General features: G+C 39.2%; 10 protein-coding genes. 4 read left to right on the top strand and 6 right to left on the bottom strand.

What is annotated here, in order from left to right; translation table 11 throughout:
• Nucleotides 1-10: 10 nt before the first annotated feature.
• Nucleotides 11-2581 carry a translocation and assembly module lipoprotein TamL gene (gene tamL, locus RM541_RS01115; protein WP_311498386.1) on the bottom strand — a complete coding sequence of 857 codons (2571 nt, stop codon included), beginning with the start codon at nucleotides 2579-2581 and terminating at the stop codon, nucleotides 11-13.
• 37 nt (nucleotides 2582-2618) lie between these two features.
• Here tamL and RM541_RS01110 point away from each other — a divergent pair, with 37 nt between their 5' ends.
• Nucleotides 2619-3365: a TrmH family RNA methyltransferase gene (locus RM541_RS01110; protein ID WP_311498385.1), complete on the top strand. Its 747-nt coding sequence runs from the start codon at nucleotides 2619-2621 to the stop codon at nucleotides 3363-3365.
• Here RM541_RS01110 and porT read toward each other — a convergent pair.
• Both porT and ubiE read right to left on the bottom strand, forming a co-directional pair.
• On the bottom strand, nucleotides 3352-4056 hold the full coding sequence (gene porT / locus RM541_RS01105) for a type IX secretion/gliding motility protein PorT/SprT (protein WP_311498384.1): 705 nt from the start codon (nucleotides 4054-4056) through the stop codon (nucleotides 3352-3354). The two genes, RM541_RS01110 and porT, sit on opposite strands and share 14 nt — an antisense overlap.
• A gap of 4 nt (nucleotides 4057-4060) precedes the next feature.
• The gene (gene ubiE, locus RM541_RS01100) at nucleotides 4061-4786 is read right to left on the bottom strand and encodes a bifunctional demethylmenaquinone methyltransferase/2-methoxy-6-polyprenyl-1,4-benzoquinol methylase UbiE (protein WP_311498383.1); all 726 of its coding nucleotides are present in this window, start codon (nucleotides 4784-4786) and stop codon (nucleotides 4061-4063) included.
• A gap of 137 nt (nucleotides 4787-4923) precedes the next feature.
• Between ubiE and trkA the strand changes: the two genes are divergently transcribed.
• Nucleotides 4924-6273, top strand: coding sequence for a Trk system potassium transporter TrkA (gene trkA, locus RM541_RS01095; protein ID WP_311493490.1), 1350 nt, complete (start codon nucleotides 4924-4926; stop codon nucleotides 6271-6273).
• Entirely contained in the window at nucleotides 6273-7769 is a 1497-nt protein-coding gene (locus RM541_RS01090; protein ID WP_311498382.1) for a TrkH family potassium uptake protein, read from the top strand. The genes trkA and RM541_RS01090 overlap by 1 nt, the downstream gene beginning before the upstream one ends.
• Before the next feature lie 411 nt (nucleotides 7770-8180).
• Here the strand turns inward: RM541_RS01090 and RM541_RS01085 are convergent, their stop codons facing one another.
• Nucleotides 8181-9374 carry a pyridoxal phosphate-dependent aminotransferase gene (locus tag RM541_RS01085; protein WP_311498381.1) on the bottom strand — a complete coding sequence of 398 codons (1194 nt, stop codon included), beginning with the start codon at nucleotides 9372-9374 and terminating at the stop codon, nucleotides 8181-8183.
• A 23-nt stretch (nucleotides 9375-9397) separates the two neighbouring features.
• Complete coding sequence (locus RM541_RS01080; protein ID WP_311498380.1) at nucleotides 9398-10507, bottom strand: fatty acid desaturase family protein; 1110 nt, start codon at nucleotides 10505-10507, stop codon at nucleotides 9398-9400.
• A 105-nt stretch (nucleotides 10508-10612) separates the two neighbouring features.
• On the opposite strand from RM541_RS01080, the gene rsmG reads away from it, so the two are divergent.
• A complete protein-coding gene (rsmG, locus tag RM541_RS01075; RefSeq protein WP_311498379.1) occupies nucleotides 10613-11242 on the top strand; it encodes a 16S rRNA (guanine(527)-N(7))-methyltransferase RsmG in 630 nt (209 codons plus the stop codon).
• Between the two features lie 65 nt (nucleotides 11243-11307).
• On the opposite strand, the gene RM541_RS01070 is transcribed toward rsmG, so the two are convergent.
• Nucleotides 11308-17934 (bottom strand): DUF8693 domain-containing protein, encoded by a 6627-nt coding sequence (locus RM541_RS01070; RefSeq protein ID WP_311498378.1) that lies wholly within the window; start codon nucleotides 17932-17934, stop codon nucleotides 11308-11310.
• Nucleotides 17935-18024: the final 90 nt, after the last annotated feature.

Raw genomic sequence — 18024 nt, 5'->3', positions numbered from 1 at the left:
ATTTGTTGGCTTAGAAAGGATAATTGATCCCCACATTGTATACAGCATGGTTAAAATTGTATTCTTTAAACCATCTATCTCCTGTTGGCTTAGCAGGATCGTAGGTTTTGAAACCAACATCAAAACGTAAAACAAAGAAATTAAAATCGTATCTCAAGCCTATTCCGCTTCCAACGGCAATATCCTTTAAATCTGAAAACGAGGTAAAGGTTGAGGCTTCGTCTTCAACAATATCAAGGACGTTCCAAATATTACCAATATCGACAAAAAAAGCGCTGTTGAGTGCACCGAAGAGATTGTAGCGATATTCTAGATTAAATGCAAGTTTCATGTTAGCCTCATTAAACTCGTTACGGCCACCACTGCTCCCTGGCCCAAGATCGTAAGCCTGCCATGCGCGATTGTCGTTAGGTCCACCTGCAAAAAAACTTCTTGTGAAAGGAATGCTGTTGGCATTACCGTACGGAATAGCAATACCTGTAAACGCGCGAAAAGCAAAGATGTTATTGCTTCCCAGATCCCAGTGTTTAATGAAATCAAATTCAGGTTTGACGTATTGGGAAAAAGCTACTCCCCAAATTTCCTGATTTCCACTTAAGTTTTCTTCAAAATTAGCAAGTTCAGATATGGCGAATAGAGTATTTCCTGCAATTTCTATTTTAAACCTGAACCGCGTGAACTCCTCGTCATACAAATTATCTTTGGTGTTCCACAAATAAGTGTAATTAGATGCTAAGATCAAATTATTCTCGGTCAACCTGTTTTTACGCTCTCTGATGTTAATTACATTTTGCCGCTGACCTGGAGTAAGGCCGCTTGTGGCATTATCGTTACTATTGACAGATTCAATAAAACCTTCGGCACCTCGTGGAATAATTAAGCGACCATTATTGTTTAAAAATGCGGGATTTGTCACCACATTTGCAGATTGAACAATATTATTTAATTCGCTGTACGAGTTCTGATATACATTAAAGTAATTATCTGTATTGAGGTTTCTTACATATTGAAGGTTAATTAAATCTAACCGGTTTGTAAGAAGACGCGAGGGAGTCCATCTGTAATTAAGAATAGAAGAGAGGTTCTGCTTGTCCAGCCCGATATTATTCTGTGTACTCACACCCAGGCTAAGAGAAGTAAACGGAGACATATACTTGGGAATAAATCTTTCTGTTTCAAAAGGAAGAAATATTCTCGGGAAGATAAGTTGAAGGTCTGCGCCAATTTCTGAAATATCAAAAAAACGATCATCGTCTTTACTGGCTGCAGCATCTGTGGAAGATCCCACGCTACCCCGTCCCGAAAGCTCGAGGTTTTCTGCACCCCCAAAAATATTTCTAATCAAAAGAGAGCCTCCAAAACCGATTCCAAACTTCTGAATATTGCTTTGGGAGACATCAAAATCAAACCCAAGGGAGTATTTTGGTTGCGGAGTTAAAAAGATATTAGCTATTAAATCTGTGCTGGTCGTATCCTCGGGGTCCTGTGTATACTGGATGTTGGGATATTTGAAGTTCCGAAGAGAATTCAGTCGATTGTAAGTACGTGTTCGGGCAATATCGCTAAAAGTTCTTCCAGGTCTTATAAACACTGCATCTATAATAGCTTCAGGTTTATATTCCATTTCATCAAAGCTGTAAATAGTAAAGTTGCCAAGTTGTGCACTATCTGTTACAGGTTCGTAGCGATTAGACTGTTTGTAATCTGTAAAAACATTGACCTTGCTTATTTCATGGACTTTAAAGGGAACGCGATAAGTGGAATCTTCGTCTGGTACTTGCCGATTGGGGATTATAATTGTGGTGTTTACTTTAAAATCGGTATTAATAGTGTCTGCGTCAAAAGTAATATATTCCTGGTCAAAATTATACACGCCATTGTTTCGGAAGAGGCTTGTGAGTCTGTCTCTTTCTGCATTAAAATCTAGAGTGCGATACTGAGTTCCCGGTATAATAACAGCGTCATTTTGATGTTTTTTATAGATAGAATCCAGTACACGAGAATCTATATCTGTACTAATAGAATCTACCTTATAAGGTGTTTTTGTTTCAACATAGTATTCAATCCTCGCTTTATTTTCTTTTTTCTTTAACGGTATAATTTCGTAATCTGTTTCAACGTTAAACCAGCCATTGTTCCAGTACCAGGATTTGAGGCGGTTCATAGATTTCTGGGTGTCTTCCTGATTAATAATTACAGGGGCTTCTCCTGTTCTTTTGATCCACTGGTTAAAGGTTATTCTCGATTTTATATAGCTGTCAAGCTGCTTTCGGGATAATAAAATTATTAATCTCTCCCTTTTTTGATCATTCTGAAGAAATTTTTCGCTTAAAATACTGTCAATATTTGGTCTGGCTAGATTGTAGAAGTGTAGTTGGAGAGGTACTCCCAAAAGCCTGGAATTAGGTTTTTGATAAAGTTGATTGTAGATTCGGTTTTCATTAATTCTTTCGCCATTTAAGAAGATATCATTTTCTGTAAGTAGAGATTCTCCAGGCTCGAGCCTTTTTACAGCATTACAGGAAGTAAATAAAACCAGGGTTAGAAAAAATAATGATATTTTTGCGAGGATACGTTTCAAATAGAGTTCATTAAAGCTTCAAAAATACGTCTTTTGCATGGTTAGTAAAAACCAAATAAAGTTAATTAAAAGCCTGGGGCAAAAAAAGAACCGCAGGGATAGCGGGCTTTTTGTAGCCGAGGGTAAAAAGACAATTTCAGAATTATTAAATTCCGGAACTGAGGTTCATTTGCTTTTTTCAGAAGAGAGGATTTTTGATGCCGCTGATGATAAATTTGTTGAAGTAGGGGCTACAGAACTTAAAAAAATCAGTTTGCTTAAAACACCCCAGACGGCCGTAGGAATTTTTAAGATTCCGAAAATTCTACTTCCTGACTACAGCGGTTTAATTATTGCTCTTGATGGATTAAGGGATCCCGGAAATTTGGGCACAATTATCCGGTTGTGCGACTGGTTTGGGATAGATAAATTAGTGTGTTCAAAAGATTCTGTGGACTGTTATAATCCTAAAGTAATACAGGCTACAATGGGGTCTATAGCGAGAATTGCTATTTCTTATGTGGACTTGCCACTCTATTTACGTAATCGACCAGAAAGCTGCCCTGTAGTTGGAACTTTTATGGAGGCTGAAAATATTTATCAAACCAGCTTACCGCATAGTGGCATCATCGTAATGGGAAACGAGGCTAATGGTATTTCTCCTGAAATTGAAAAGTATGTGACGCATAAAATTGGAATACCTCAATTTGGAAAAACAGCTTCAACAGAAAGTCTTAATGTAGCTACAGCTACAGCCATTATCCTGAGCGAGTTTAAAAGAGGATCAGGTTTTATTGAAAGGTGAAGTTTAAAAAGATTGCGCGGGAAGTCATTTTATCTACATTCCCGGTAAAAGGATTACCAGGGTCCTCATCCTGCACCAGCTCGTCATTAATTGCAAAAACACCTCTTAAGCTCGGGCTGAGTTTGAAGTAGTACAAATAAAGATCTATACCAAAACCTATCTCATAATAGTAGGTGTTGGTCTTCATTCGAAACTGCCCTTCGCTATAGCCATCCGGATTATTTTCGTTACTGGAAAGATTTATTGAAGTAGAAAGCCCTCCAACCACAAAAGGTTTAAAATTATTCAGCCTGTCGGTGGAAAATTTCAGTAACAAAGGTATATGTACATAGGTTGAACTAACTTCCCGGAAAGTACTGGCGTCAGCTTTAAGGGCTTGAAAGCCCCTTGTGTTAAAGCTTACCCCAGGTTCAAGTCTCAAATCCAGGTTACTACCCAGTTTGAGATTTCCTATAAGTCCCACGTTAAAACCTGTTCTGGACTCTACCCTGAAATCCTGCCCTGTTACCGGACTGGGATCATAATCCTTATAATCAAAATGGAAATCATAGCTATTAAATCCCAGGAAATATCCCCACGACAAACGTTGTTCATCAAAATTTTGATTATTTAATATTTGATCTCCAAATAACTGAGCATTAGATAATTGAGAATATAGTAGAAAAAGGAAAATGGCAAGAATTCTTTTCATATAATTATTTTGTAGCCAGATATATCGTGGCGACCCCAAAGGTTTGAGGTTTATCTTCTATATTAGTAAACCCTGATTTCTTTAAAATATTGTTGAATGCCTGACCATAAGGAAAGCTTGCAGCGCTTTGACTTAAATAGGAATATGCGTTCTGATCTTTGGAAAAAATTTTTCCTACCAGGGGCAGAATCAGGCTGGAATACAGTTTATAGCCTTGTTTAAAAGGAAACTTTGTCGGAACCGATGTCTCAAGAACCACAAAAATTCCATCCGGACTCAAAACCCGAAATATCTCCTTTAGGCCTTTTTCAAGATTTTCAAAATTTCTCACTCCAAAAGCTACAGTAATAGCATCAAAAGAATTGTCTTCAAAAGGAAGTGCTTCAGAATCACCCTGTATCATTTCTATTTTTTGCCCCAGATCCTTTTTGCTGATTTTCTTTCGTCCTACAGCCAACATTCCTTCAGAAAGATCCAGGCCAACAATTTTTTCTGCTCCTGAATCGACCATTTTTATAGCCAAATCACCTGTGCCTGTTGCTATATCCAAAATTGTTTTTGGCTTACGGGCTGTAACAAGAGCCACGACCTTACGTCTCCATTTCTCATCAGTTCCCAGGGATATGACACGGTTAAGCCCGTCGTAATTACCAGAGATATTATCAAACATCTCTTCAACTTGTTTTTTCTTAAGTCTGGATCCTTTATATGAAGTAACTTTCTTACTCACTTCTAATTTTTTTTCAAAGATACATGTTATGGTATAAATGTCTCATCTTAGAGTAATATTTTGTTCTTAACATTCAGAATGTTGAATTTCACGATAATAACTTACCTTTGTTGTTTCGTACAATTTCAAGCTTTTATATGAAAATAGTTATTGCTGGAGCGGGTGAAGTTGGATTTCATTTGGCAAAATTATTGTCGTTTGAATCGCAGGATATTACGCTTATTGACACCAGCCGCGACCATCTACAATACGCCGACACTCATCTGGATATTAGAACCATTAAAGGTAATGCTACCTCCATAAGTATTTTAAAAGATGCCCAGGTTAAATACTCAGATATGGTAATAGCTGTTACTTCCAGCGAAGCTACTAATATCACCGTATGTGTACTTGCGAAGCAACTGGGAGCAAAAAGGACTATTGCCCGAATTTCCAATACTGAATTCCTGGAGAATAAAGAAGAAATTGGGTTTGTGAAATTTGGTATAGATGAATTAATTTCACCAGAGGCTTTAGCAGCCAGGGAAATAGAACTTCTTTTAAACCAGTCTGCCTTTAATGATAGCTACGAATTTGAAGATGGAGCATTAACAATGATTGGCTTAAATCTTTCCCGGACTGCACTTTTCGTGGGGAAGACCGTAAAAGAAGCAGCTGAAATTTTTCCTCAACTTAACTTTGTTCCTATAGCTATACAAAGATATGGTACTCAATATACACTCATCCCCAGGGGTGACACGCAATTTAAAGAAGGTGATCAGGTTTATTTTGTCACCGTAGAGAATGGCGTGGAGGAACTTTACAAACTCACAGGAAAAGTTAAACAGGAAATAAAAAATGTAATGATCCTGGGAGGGAGTAAGATTGGACGTAAAACTGCCAGGGATCTATGTCGCAATAATTTTCATGTAAAATTAGTAGAAAGTAATAAAGAAAAAGCTTACGATCTTGCAGATGAGCTTCCAAATACCCTAATTATTAATGGTGATGGTAGAAACGTAGAGCTTTTAGAAGAGGAGAATATCCATGATATGGATGCTTTTATAGCTGTTACCGGGAATTCTGAAACGAATATCATGTCCTGCTTGGTTGCCAAATCGAAGAGTGTCAAAAAGACAATTTCCCTCGTAGAGAATATGGATTATTTTCAGTTAAGTCATTCTATTGGAATAGATACCCTTATCAATAAAAAACTCCTGGCTGCAAATAATATCTTCAGGTATATTAGAAAAGGAGAGGTTGTGGCGATGACAAAGCTTAACAACATGAATGCAGAGTTGCTGGAATTTATTGTAAAACCAAACTCTCAGGTTTGTGACAAAAAAATTAAAGATATAGAGTTTCCCCGTTCAGCTATTATTGGAGGCATTATTAGAAATGGAGTAGGTGTTATCGCATTAGGGGAATTTCATATAAAATCTGGTGACAGGATTGTGGTCTGTTGTCTTCCCCGTTCTATAGGTAAAGTCGAAAAATTATTCTTGTAATGCCAAGACTTAACTACCAGATTATTATGCATGTCATGGGCCTGTTGCTAATTTGCAATGGAGGCTTTATGTTAACCGCCGTTCTCGTAAGTTGGTACTACGAAGACGGTGTGACCATGGAAATATCCACATCAGCATTAATTACACTTTTTGTTGGAACCTTATTAATGTTTTCTACCCGGGGGCACAACAAGGACATGAAGCAGAGAGAAGGTTATATAATTGTAACTTTTGGCTGGATTTTTATGGCCTTGAGTGGTACGCTTCCGTATGTGATAAGTGAATCTATTCCAAGGTTTACCAATGCTTTTTTTGAAACTATGTCGGGCTATACCACAACCGGTGCTTCTATTCTCAACGATATTGAAGTAGTTCCTAAAGGTATTCTCTTTTGGCGCAGTCTTACGCACTGGATAGGAGGAATGGGAATTATCGTTCTGGCTATAGCTATATTACCTTTACTTGGTATTGGAGGAATGCAGCTTTTTGCAGCGGAAGCTCCCGGCCCTAGTGCTGATAAACTGAAACCACGGATTACAGATACAGCTAAACGACTGTGGCTTATTTATGTTAGCTATACAATAGCTGAAACTATTTTGCTGAAAGTAGCAGGAATGAATCTCTTTGATGCGGCAAATCATGCTCTCAGTACCCTTTCAACTGGAGGTTTTTCGACAAAAAATGCCAGCGTAGCTTATTGGAACGATCAGCCCATCATTCAGTATATTATCATATTATTTATGTTCCTCGCTGGAAGTAACTTCGTTATGAGTTACTTTAGTTTTAAAGGAAAAGTTCAGCGGGTGCTGCATGATGATGAATTCAGGTGGTACTTTTATTTCATAGCTTCGTTTACAATTATTGCTGCTCTTATCATTTATTTCCAGGCAGATGTAGGCTTGTCTTCCATAGATCATCCCATGGTTTGGGGAGAGGCAGAAAGTGCCTTCAGACATTCGCTATTTCAGGTTTTGGCGGTAATAACAACCACAGGATTTGTTTCAGCCGATTATACAATGTGGACTCCGTTCCTAACGATTTTCTTCTTCGGGATGTTTTTCCTGGGAGGTTCTGCAGGTTCTACAGCAGGGGGTGTTAAAGTGATGCGGCATATTATTATGATCAAAAATGGAATAATCGAATTTAAAAGGGCGCTTCACCCAAACGCCATTCTTCCGGTACGTTTCAATAAAAAATCGATTAGTAAAGAAATCGTATTTAACATTCTTGGTTTCTTTATTCTTTATATGCTGTCTTTCATCATAGGAGCGGTGGTACTTGCTTCTTTGGATCTTGACTTCGAAACTGCTATTGGTGGTGCTGCTTCTTCCCTTGGTAATATTGGTCCTGCTTTTGGCGGCCTTAGCCCTGTGAATAATTTTGATATGCTACCCGATTTCGGAAAGTGGTGGTGCGCTTTTTTAATGCTTATCGGGAGGCTTGAGCTCTTTACAGTACTTATAATTCTCACTCCTTTCTTCTGGAGAAACAGGTAATTGTTGAGGAAAAAAGTGAAGAGTGAAAAGGCCTTGCAGGACTAACCGGATATTACCAAAGTTTTTTCCCTTTTTTCAAGGAAAGGTAGCTTCCCGCCGCAGGCTGATAAAGACGGAAGGGTGAAAAAACATCATCCTATTCCTGAAACGTTTTTAATGAGGTTTTTGATTGGGCGTGCCCTGCGGGCCGGGCTATCCGCGCTACACGGTAGCCGCTCCTATCCCTCACGCGGATATTTTGTTAGAAGCCGATATTGGCCATTTTTCCGGTAGCATCTTAAAAGGCCTCAAGGTTTCTATACCTTGCAGGGGGAGGTGAACTAAATGTCCGGTTCAATAGCGTTTAATCAAAATAAAAAAACCTCACAGATCCCGGAGAACTGTGAGGTTTAAATATCAAAATCTTGATTTTTATGCTTCAGAAACAGCAGCTTTTATTCTTTTTAAAGCTTCTTCAATTTGTTCTTCACTGGCTGCATAGGAAATTCTTATACAATCCGCATTTCCAAAAGCGTCTCCTGTAACTGTCGCCACTAAAGCTTCTTCTAATAGAAACATTGAAAAATCTGTAGCGTTTTCAATTTTGTGGCCTTTTATTGTTTTTCCGAAGAAGGAAGAAATATTTGGGAATACATAAAAAGCACCTTGCGGCTCGGTTGTAATAAAGCCCTCTATTTCATTTAAAAGATCAATAATTAGTTTACGTCTGGATTTAAATTTATCCACCATATAACTAATCTTGCTAACAGGAGCCTCGAGCGCAGTTATAACGGCACGTTGCGCAATACAGTTTGCTCCACTTGTTACCTGCCCCTGTAGTTTATTGCAGGCGCGGGCAATCCATGCAGGAGCACCTATATAACCTATACGCCACCCAGTCATTGCAAAGGCTTTTGCTACTCCGTTTACAGTAACGGTGCGCTCATACATATCTTCAAATTCGGCCATAGAGGCATGCCCGTCCCCGTAGTTAATGTGCTCATAAATTTCGTCGCTAACCACGATAATATCGGGGTATTTCGCCAATACATCAGCTAAAGCTCTTAGTTCTTCTTTGCTGTACACCATTCCGCTAGGGTTACAGGGAGAGCTGTACCAAATCATTTTTGTTTTTGGAGTAATGGCTTTTTCAAGTTGCTCCGGCGTCATTTTAAAATCAGTCTCTACAGAAGTTGGAACCTCAACAGGAACTCCTTCAGCCAGTTTCACTATCTCGGCATAACTTACCCAATAAGGGCAGGGCAGAAGAACCTCATCTCCTTCATTTAGTAGAACCAATGCAACGTTGGCAAGCGATTGCTTGGCTCCGGTAGAAACAACGATCTGTGAATGATTGTAAGTTAAATTATTATCTCTTTTAAACTTGGTAATTATAGCATCTTTCAGCTCAACGTAACCATCTACGGGAGAGTAGGAGTTATAATTATCATTAATTGCCTGTATGGCAGCTTCTTTAATAAAGTCTGGTGTGTTAAAATCGGGTTCCCCCAAGCTTAATCCAATGATGTCCTTTCCTTCGGCTCTTAATTCACGCGCTTTTGCCGCCATTGCCAGGGTTTGGGACGTTGCTAAATTGTTAATCCTGTTTGATAATTTTTCTTGCATCTTAGTTGATTAAAAAAGGTTGTTTAACTTGAAATTGCAGGTTTTGAACCCATCTCTTTTAAAAACTGAAAATGGGCTTTTATAGCTGCGCGTGTGGTTTTATATTCGTTGTAAGGCAGGTTACATTCCTGTGCCGTCTGCTTTACGATTTTTGAAATATTAGAGTAGTGAATATGGCTGATATTTGGAAAAATATGATGTTCAACCTGGTGGTTTAATCCGCCCGTAAACCAATTCACAATTTTATTTTTAGTAGAAAAATTAACTGTTGTAAATAACTGATGAATTGCCCAGGTATTTTTCATAGAACCGGTATTATCCGGTAGCGGCATATCGGTTTCCTTCACTACATGGGCAAGTTGAAATACAATACTTAAAATAAGCCCTGCGGTGTAGTGCATTACAAAGAAACCTATTAGTATTTTCCACCATGCCACAGATAAAAACAGCATAGGGATAACAATCCAAATAGCTACATAAATAAGTTTAGTGATAGCAATTATGCTCCATTGCGTCACAGGATTGGGAAGTTTCCCATAGGATAACTTTTTCTTTAAGTATCTCTTGGTTTGCTTGAAATCTGTAGTTAGAGCCCAGTTAAAAGTTAGTAGTCCATAAAGAAAAACAGAATAATAATGCTGAAACCTGTGGATTTTTAGCCATTCCGCATGTTTTGAGAATCGAATAATACGTCCTGCATCAAGATCTTCGTCATGTCCATGAATATTCGTATAAGTATGATGCAAAACATTGTGCTGGACCTGCCAGTTGTAGACATTTCCCGCTAAAACATAGATGGTGCCTCCCATAAATTTGTTGACCCACTTCTTTGAAGAATAAGATCCGTGGTTACCATCGTGCATGATGTTCATCCCCACACCGGCCATTCCGGCTCCCATTACTACGGTTAAAAGTAACATCCACCATTGGGAAATATCCAAAGTCAGGATAAGGAAGTACGGCATCAGGAATATAGAAAACATTACCAAAGCCTTTAAGTGAAGCTTCCAGTTTCCTGTTTTCCTTAAGTTATTTTCTTTAAAATAGGAATTTACCCGCTTATTAAGTGTTCTGAAAAATTTTGCTGAATCGACCCGGGAGAATCGGATATTATCATCTTGGGGTACTTCCATTGTTTTTGCTTTAATGTTCAAAGGTAAAATATTAAATTTTGTGAATGAATTAAATGTGCAACTTTTAAGCCGCAAATTGCTACTTTTGCCAAAAAGCAAAAATAATTGGAATTAATACTCAAATATTTTCCCGATTTATCTGAAGATCAGCAAACAAAATTCAGAAAACTTGAAGAACTTTACAAGGACTGGAATCTAAAGATAAATGTAGTAAGTCGTAAGGATATTGATGAATTATATCTAAGGCATGTGCTACACTCGCTGGGAATTGCGAAGATCCAGCAATTTAATCCCGGTGCGAAAATTCTTGATGTGGGTACTGGTGGCGGTTTTCCTGGAATACCCCTGGCTATTCTTTTTCCCGAAACGGAATTTCATCTCGTCGATTCCATCGGAAAAAAAATAAAAGTGGTGGAAGAAGTTTCTGAAGGTTTACAGCTTCAAAATGTAAAAACCACCAATGCGAGGGTAGAAGAGATAAAAGGCCATTTCGATTTTATAGTGAGCAGGGCAGTGGCAGCCATGCCTACATTTGTGCATTGGACAAAAGGTAAAATAGCCAAAAAAAGTAATCACGAACTAAAAAACGGAATCCTTTATCTTAAAGGTGGTGATCTTTCTGAAGAACTTCAGGACTATAAAACGGCTAAAATTTATAATCTCACAGATTATTTTGAAGAAGATTTCTACGAGACCAAAAAAGTGGTACACCTTCCGTTAAAATATAAAGGCTGAAAATTGCCATATTAGAGCCAGCTCTAAAATGGCAATTTTCGGCATCCAGTCTTTACATTAATCATTTATTTGTCTACAATAATTTTTTTGTTGTAGACTTTTTCAGCAGTATGCACTTTTACAATATAGACTGAAGTACTTACCGGCCGCATCAGGTGGAGATAGATCTCTTTTTCTGTTGTGGATTCGGTAAAAGTCTCTAGTTGCTGCCCATTAAGGGTGAAAATCCGCACTTCATCAATTTTTTGTGCTCCCGGGTTGTAAATTACCAGTTGTTTCCTGTCCATTAAGTACTCTAAAGAGATCCCTGCTGAATTTTGCCCATTTTCATCCTCCGGATTCTCCTTTGGATTTTCGGTATCAGGATTTTCACTGCCCTCTTCAGGGTTTTCGTCTTCGCCAGGTGTTTCTCCTTCTCCTTCTTCAGGAGATTCACCATCGCCCGGATTTTCTTTAGGATTGTCTTCCTCTTCCTCTTCAGGAATTGCAGGTTTTTGGAATACAATTTCGAAGCGCTCGTAGTAATCTCCCGGTTCAATTTCTAAGTTATATTCAGAATTCCGAAGATCGTGATAGGTTTCAGTAGATTTATCCCTGATGTAAATTTCCACATTTTCAGAAATATTTTCCAATTCGGCGATTAAAATTTTAAGCTCTCCTGCTTTTTCTATCCGAAGACCAATCGGCAACACCTGTTCTGGATTTATATGCCCTACTCCCTGGATCACATATTCCCAGCCATCAATAAGCCAGAACATGTCCTCCAGGTTATAATCGTTAAGTAGTGCATCATAGCCAAGGTCGAAATCATTTGAGGCGTTCTGGTCCACTCCAAGAAGGATTTGCCTGTGGTATCCTAAAGGAGACTGGAAGTTCAATCTTATTTTAGACCTGTCTTCTTCAGTTTTTGCTGTTTTCTGCCTGGTTTCCGGCTTAAGGAACTGCGAATTTGATCCTTCTTTTCTGAACCTTCTCTGATTGTTTTTAAATTTAACGACACCACCGTTTCCTTCCAGTTCAGCTCCAGAGGACTGATTAATTTCAGTATTAATAAAGAATCCCTGTCCCACAGGAATAAAATCTCCCGGTTCTCTGTCACTGCTGTCGCCTGTGGCATTAATTCTTTCATCTGTAGCAATTGCCGCAACGGCCCCTACCAAATTAAGTACTGCATAACCTCCAACATATTCAGATAATACGTGTGTTTTACCGGAGAAATGATCCCAGAAATACAGAGCACCGTTAAAAGCGTTTTGGTCATTTCTACCACCATTAATATCCTTCAGGTTGTCCAGGAAAAATTCGTTTACGCTTAAAGCTGAAGGGTAAGGATTTCCAATCAGATAATTCTGATTTGGACCGATATTCAAAGTAATCGTACCGTTATTTGGTTTTCCTCTGAAAACATAATTCTGCAAAGTTGTAAGGTTGGCTTCACCTGAAGTTCCCTTCATAGTATATCCTTCTCCCACCTTTAACTGCGCATTGCTACCGATCTGCTCCCATGAACTATAAGCGTCTGCAGTACGTGCACGGAAGGCATTTATCCAGTAGTTGCTCACTTTTCTTGGGGTTGTAAACTCTTTATCGGCATGAGTGTGTGAATTTCCAAAGTTTAAATTTTGACCAAAACTTTCAGGCGATCCGTCCTTCATGACACCAAACACAGTATAGCCGGAATTATTTGCTTCTCCCTGGGGAACTACCGGCGAACTCCAGTAGTTGTAGTTATAGCTGCTGGCAGTTCCCTGTTGCTCACGATCAATATAGCCACTGCTGGTTTCAGCAAGTATACTCCCTTCACTTTGGATGAGTTGTGACTCCCCGTTTAAATCTATTACCCCATTAAGTTCCAGGTAATGGCTAATGGTCAGTCCGTTTCCTGAGGCATTGTTTACAGAACCTTCCATTTTCAATGTACTGTTTTCACGCTGTGGAGCTCCTTCTTTTGAAATTAACCCCAGAAGGTGGATATTCTGAAAATTGGAATTGATTTTATGCGAAATTTGTGCAATGTTCCAGTTAATAAATTCTCCAGTAATTCCTCTGCTGTTTGGCGGGTCCCATACCTGAGGTCTCGTCCAGGTATTATCTGTGAACCAATATCCTGTTCTGGCTGAAATGTAGGGTAGTGGTGCAGTTCTTTGTTGGCTTGTAGTGATGTTTACCATTCTACCATTTATGCCTGAAGAATTCTCACTCGTGGTGTAACCGTTTGCAATTTTTTCGAGTTGATAATACCCTTCTAAGTTTTCCCAGGCGAGATTTTCAGGAACATCAAGAGGAATTATTTGACCTTTTACGTTATCTCCATTTTTCTGCAATTTTTGATTCATCATAAAATGCAACTGGTTAGTGGTTAGTGCAGTATTCCAAATTCTTACTTCCTCAATCCAGCCGTGAAAATAATTTGAAGGAACAGCCGGGGTTTCACTATTATATATAGCACCTATTATAAACGGAAAATTATTTGCTGTTGGTGCAGCAGCATCTCCCTGTGCCACCTGTATCCCATCCACGAAGAGATAAGTGCTATCATTATTTGTTATTACAGCCAGATGATACCATCGATCTGTGCTTATAGGGTCTGATGATGAAATAACATTCCCGTTCCATCGGAATTTAGGAGTTCTGTTATCAACTACAAGATCATAGCCGCTGCTGCTATAATTTGACATGTTTCGCTTTGAGAGAACTGTCTTTACACCCGAAGAAGCTTCAGTCGATAGCTTGGTCCAGGCTTCCAGTGAGAAATAGGTACTACGATTGAAATTGTCTCCAAAGACAATGTAGTCATTTGTGCCATCAAAATCAATCGTGTTGCAGTTGCTGAATGTGATTTTGACATCATCAGACATACCACAGTCAATGCTCCATCTTAATGTATAAGTACCCTGTGCCCCTGTAAAATTAGTTAGAGGATTAGTTGCATCTGTAAAACCACCACCGGCAGGACCATTAATAATGGTCCACTCTCCTGTAAACTCTTCTGAATCTTCAGCTAAAAGACTTGCAGCTAAGAAGGTTGTTGTAATTCCGCAATTAAGAACCTGGTCGGGGCCTGCATCAGCAACTAGTTTATCTGGCTGGATTATAGTCACAGTGAGCCAGGTTGTACATCCATTGGTATCTATTACATTAACATTATAATCTCCTGCTTCAAGATTCGTCGCGGTAGGTCCGGTCTGTCCATTATCCCAAACATAAATATAAGGTTCTCCTGAAGTTGCAGGAGTGCCTCCTTGTGCAGCCACAGTGGCCGTACCGTCTGTACCGCCAAAGCAAGTAATATCAGTTTGTTCAATCAATTTAAGCTGAAGAGGAGTAGTAGGTTGTTTTATTTCTGTGGTGAGAAAATGACTTTTATTTTCGGCATCCCTCACTTCAATATTGTAAGTACCCCCGGCAAGTCCTTCTATTATGTTGTCGGGCTGAAGTTCTCCATTAAGATAGTATCGATAAGGTAGAACTCCTCCCGAAGCCCTGATGGTGATTTTTCCATCTTCTGAGCCGTTACATAACAACTCGTTGGCAAAGGCCACAGCATACAAAGGAGAAAACACGGTTGTTTCGTTGTTTGTGGAATAGCATTTAGGCTTGTTTCCCTCACCACATTCATCATTTTTTTTATTACTGAAGGTAAAACGGATACCTTCAATTTTAACAATGTCCCCACAGGAGTAATCTATTTTAAAAGTCTTTGCTCTGTCTGGAATAACATCTTTTTCATAGAAACAACCCAGCTCCTTAAAGTTCTGGATATTTCCTGATTCAATATTTTCAATGGAAAATATAAATTCCACGCTTAAAGAGTAACGGCTTGGATTGGATGGGATGTAAATATATATAAATCTGTCCTCTGCACTTCCACAATTTTCTGCAGTAATTGGAGTGCCGCTACTATCCCCAATGTAGTAATCATCTGCAGTTAAGTCATTAGAGCCACAATCTGTAGAGAAACAGCCTCCAACATACTGGATTATGGTTTTAGTAAGTGTTAGACCATTTACATCTGTGATTTTTACGCTAATTTCCTTATCTCCAATTGATCCATATTTAATTTTTGGAGTTTCAATACCGGTATAATTTGATATTGAAGCATCTCCCTTAAATGTCCATTCATATTTATAAGGAGCAGTTCCTCCCCGTGCCCCACCATCCACAATGGAGAATGAAGAAGTACGGATAATATCTTCCTTATTATCGCAAATTGAGGTAGGCAGGATTTCTGCATCCAGACTATCTACCACCACTACGTCTTTTGTGGTAGTACACCCGTTTTTGTCGGTAACAGTAACAGAGTACGTTCCTGCAAGAAGGTTGCTTGCTGTTTGCCCCACATGCCCGTTAGACCATTCAAAATTATATGTAGGGGTTCCGCCTGTTACCTGTACTGTAGCACTACCTGTGGCAGACCCATAAGAGGTGGTTTCTGTAGTGAGAAAGCCACTAATTTCTAATTTTGCAGGGGCTGAGACGGTTATAGTTCTTTCTTTCTGGCAGTCATTTTCATCTGTAACTATTACAGTATGTTCACCTGGTGCCAATCCAGTTGCCGTTTGGGTTATTTGTCCGTTATCCCATAAATAGGAGTAATTTCCGGTCCCGCCTGTAGCGCTAACCGTTGCTGTACCATTGTTTTCCCCAAAACAACCCGAGGTGGAAGTGACTTCGGTAATTTCTATGAAACTTTCTGGCTCAGTAATTTCCACAGTTATAGGAGCGGTTTCACAACCATTAGCATCAATTACGATAAGCGTATATTCTCCTGCGGGCAGGTTCTGTTTCCTTTCGCCAAACCCCAAAGAACCCCAGGAAAAGGTGTATGGTGCTGTTCCTCCAGTAGCCAAAGCTGTTATTTCACCTGTAGCAAGTCCTTTACAGAGCACGTCAGTTTTAGAATATATTGAAGAGGTAAGCACTTCTGGTTGGGTTATTTCTAAATCAGCATCAAGTACTAGAACACAGTCCGGTTTTTTGCTATCCCTCAGTTGTATATTATAAATGCCAGGTACAAGTGCGGAAAAACTATTATCGGTTTGCCAATTCGCTCCATCAATGCTGTACTCAAAACTATTATGTCCACCATAAGCAAACATTACTTCAATGCTACCGTCATTGGCTCCATGACAGGAAATATTTTCAAATTCAATTTCAGCTCCTAACGGACTTATTGTGATTTCCTGATTTAAGGATGAAGTATTTCCTGCATCGTCCTGGAATTTCCAGGTTATGGTATGCGTCCCTTCAGTAGAATAAGATAATGGATCTGATGTGGTTCCTGTAATTTCGCCGGAACAATTATCTGATGTTACAGGTGCGGTGACAGTATATTCGCAGCCTGAGATTATGTCCTGAATTTCTGGTAATGCTGGTGCTTCTTTATCCTGTACTGTCACATGCTGTTCAACAGCAGTTGCGGAATTTTCGTTGTTATCCAGAACTTGCCAGGTAATAATCGTGGTTCCCACAGGATAAGGGTCTGTTAAAGACATTCCGTCGTTTCGGGTCCCGGTAGGAGCGGGTACACCGCAATTATCAGCAGCATCAGCACTAACTTCTACGAAAGCACTACATTCACCTGTGTCATTTTCTATGATTTGATTTCCATTGTGGATGATAACAGGTTTTTGATTATCTTCAACAGTTACGTTTTGCGTCGCTGTTTGGGTATTGTTGGAATCATCGGTCACTGTCCAGGTAATAACAGTGTTTCCGATAGGGAAAACTGAAGGCGCATCATTTGTAATGCTTTGTATCCCACAGTTGTCATTTGCATCTGGTGTTCCCAATGTAACGTTTGATGCTGTACATTTATCAGTATCTGTGTTTACTGTAATGTCAGCAGGAGGAGAAATACCGGGATTTTGATTATCTTCAACAATTACATTTTGTGTAGCTGTTTGGGTATTGTTGGAATCATCGGTCACTGTCCAGGTAATAACAGTGTTTCCGATCGGGAAAACTGAAGGCGCATCATTCGTAATACTTTGTATCCCACAGTTGTCATTTGCATCTGGTGTTCCCAATGTAATGTTTGATGCTGTACATTTATCAGTATCTGTATTTACTGTAATGTCGGCAGGAGCAGAAATTGTGGGATATTGATTATCTTCAACAGTTACATTTTGTGTAGCTGTTTCGGTATTGTTGTAATCGTCAATCACTGTCCATGTAATTACAGTGTTTCCGATAGGGAAAACTGAGGGCGCATTATTGGTAATGCCTTTTATCGCGCAGTTGTCATTTGCATCTGGTGTTCCCAACGTAACGTTTGATGCTGTACATTTATCAGGATCTGTATTTACTGTAATATCAGCAGGGGCAGAAATTGTGGGGTTTACATCATCATCTTCAGAAATAGTTACAGAGGTACTGCTTTCCTGTGGAGTAGGGCTTGAGTTATCAGTAACTGTAAGATTATATGTTCCTGCGCTTAAACCTGAAATATCTTCACTGGAACTCGAAAACCCATCTGGGCCGCTCCAGCTGAAATTGTAACCATTAGATCCTCCGGAAACTGCAATATCTATAGCTCCATCAGAACCACCAATACAGGTGACATCCTGGGTATTAGAACTAATGCTGATGGCGACATAGGTTTCTCCTTCTGTAGAGGAGAACATTCCTACAGAAAGAAAAAGAAAGGCTAGTAAAATAAGGGCGTTAAGCCGCGGAGTAATTTCACCCATGCGCAATTTGATTAGATGCTGATCGACAAAGTTACACATAAAACCGATAAAATGACTACTTCTATAGCTAAAAGTGCTTCTTAATAGCTG

It is taken from the genome of Autumnicola psychrophila, from assembly GCF_031846645.1.
In the GTDB taxonomy this organism is placed as follows: Bacteria; Bacteroidota; Bacteroidia; order Flavobacteriales; family Flavobacteriaceae; genus Autumnicola; species Autumnicola psychrophila.
The sequence above is the reverse complement of the archived record's forward strand: the minus strand, read 5'-3'. Positions and strand labels throughout refer to the sequence as shown.

Coding starts and splice junctions, on each gene's coding strand:
- RM541_RS01090 (WP_311498382.1), top strand. CDS start 6,273: ATGCCAAGACTTAACTACCAGATTATTATGCATGTCATGGGCCTGTTG.
- RM541_RS01070 (WP_311498378.1), bottom strand. CDS start 17,934: ATGGGTGAAATTACTCCGCGGCTTAACGCCCTTATTTTACTAGCCTTT.
- trkA (WP_311493490.1), top strand. CDS start 4,924: ATGAAAATAGTTATTGCTGGAGCGGGTGAAGTTGGATTTCATTTGGCA.
- RM541_RS01085 (WP_311498381.1), bottom strand. CDS start 9,374: ATGCAAGAAAAATTATCAAACAGGATTAACAATTTAGCAACGTCCCAA.
- RM541_RS01110 (WP_311498385.1), top strand. CDS start 2,619: ATGGTTAGTAAAAACCAAATAAAGTTAATTAAAAGCCTGGGGCAAAAA.
- porT (WP_311498384.1), bottom strand. CDS start 4,056: ATGAAAAGAATTCTTGCCATTTTCCTTTTTCTACTATATTCTCAATTA.
- RM541_RS01080 (WP_311498380.1), bottom strand. CDS start 10,507: ATGGAAGTACCCCAAGATGATAATATCCGATTCTCCCGGGTCGATTCA.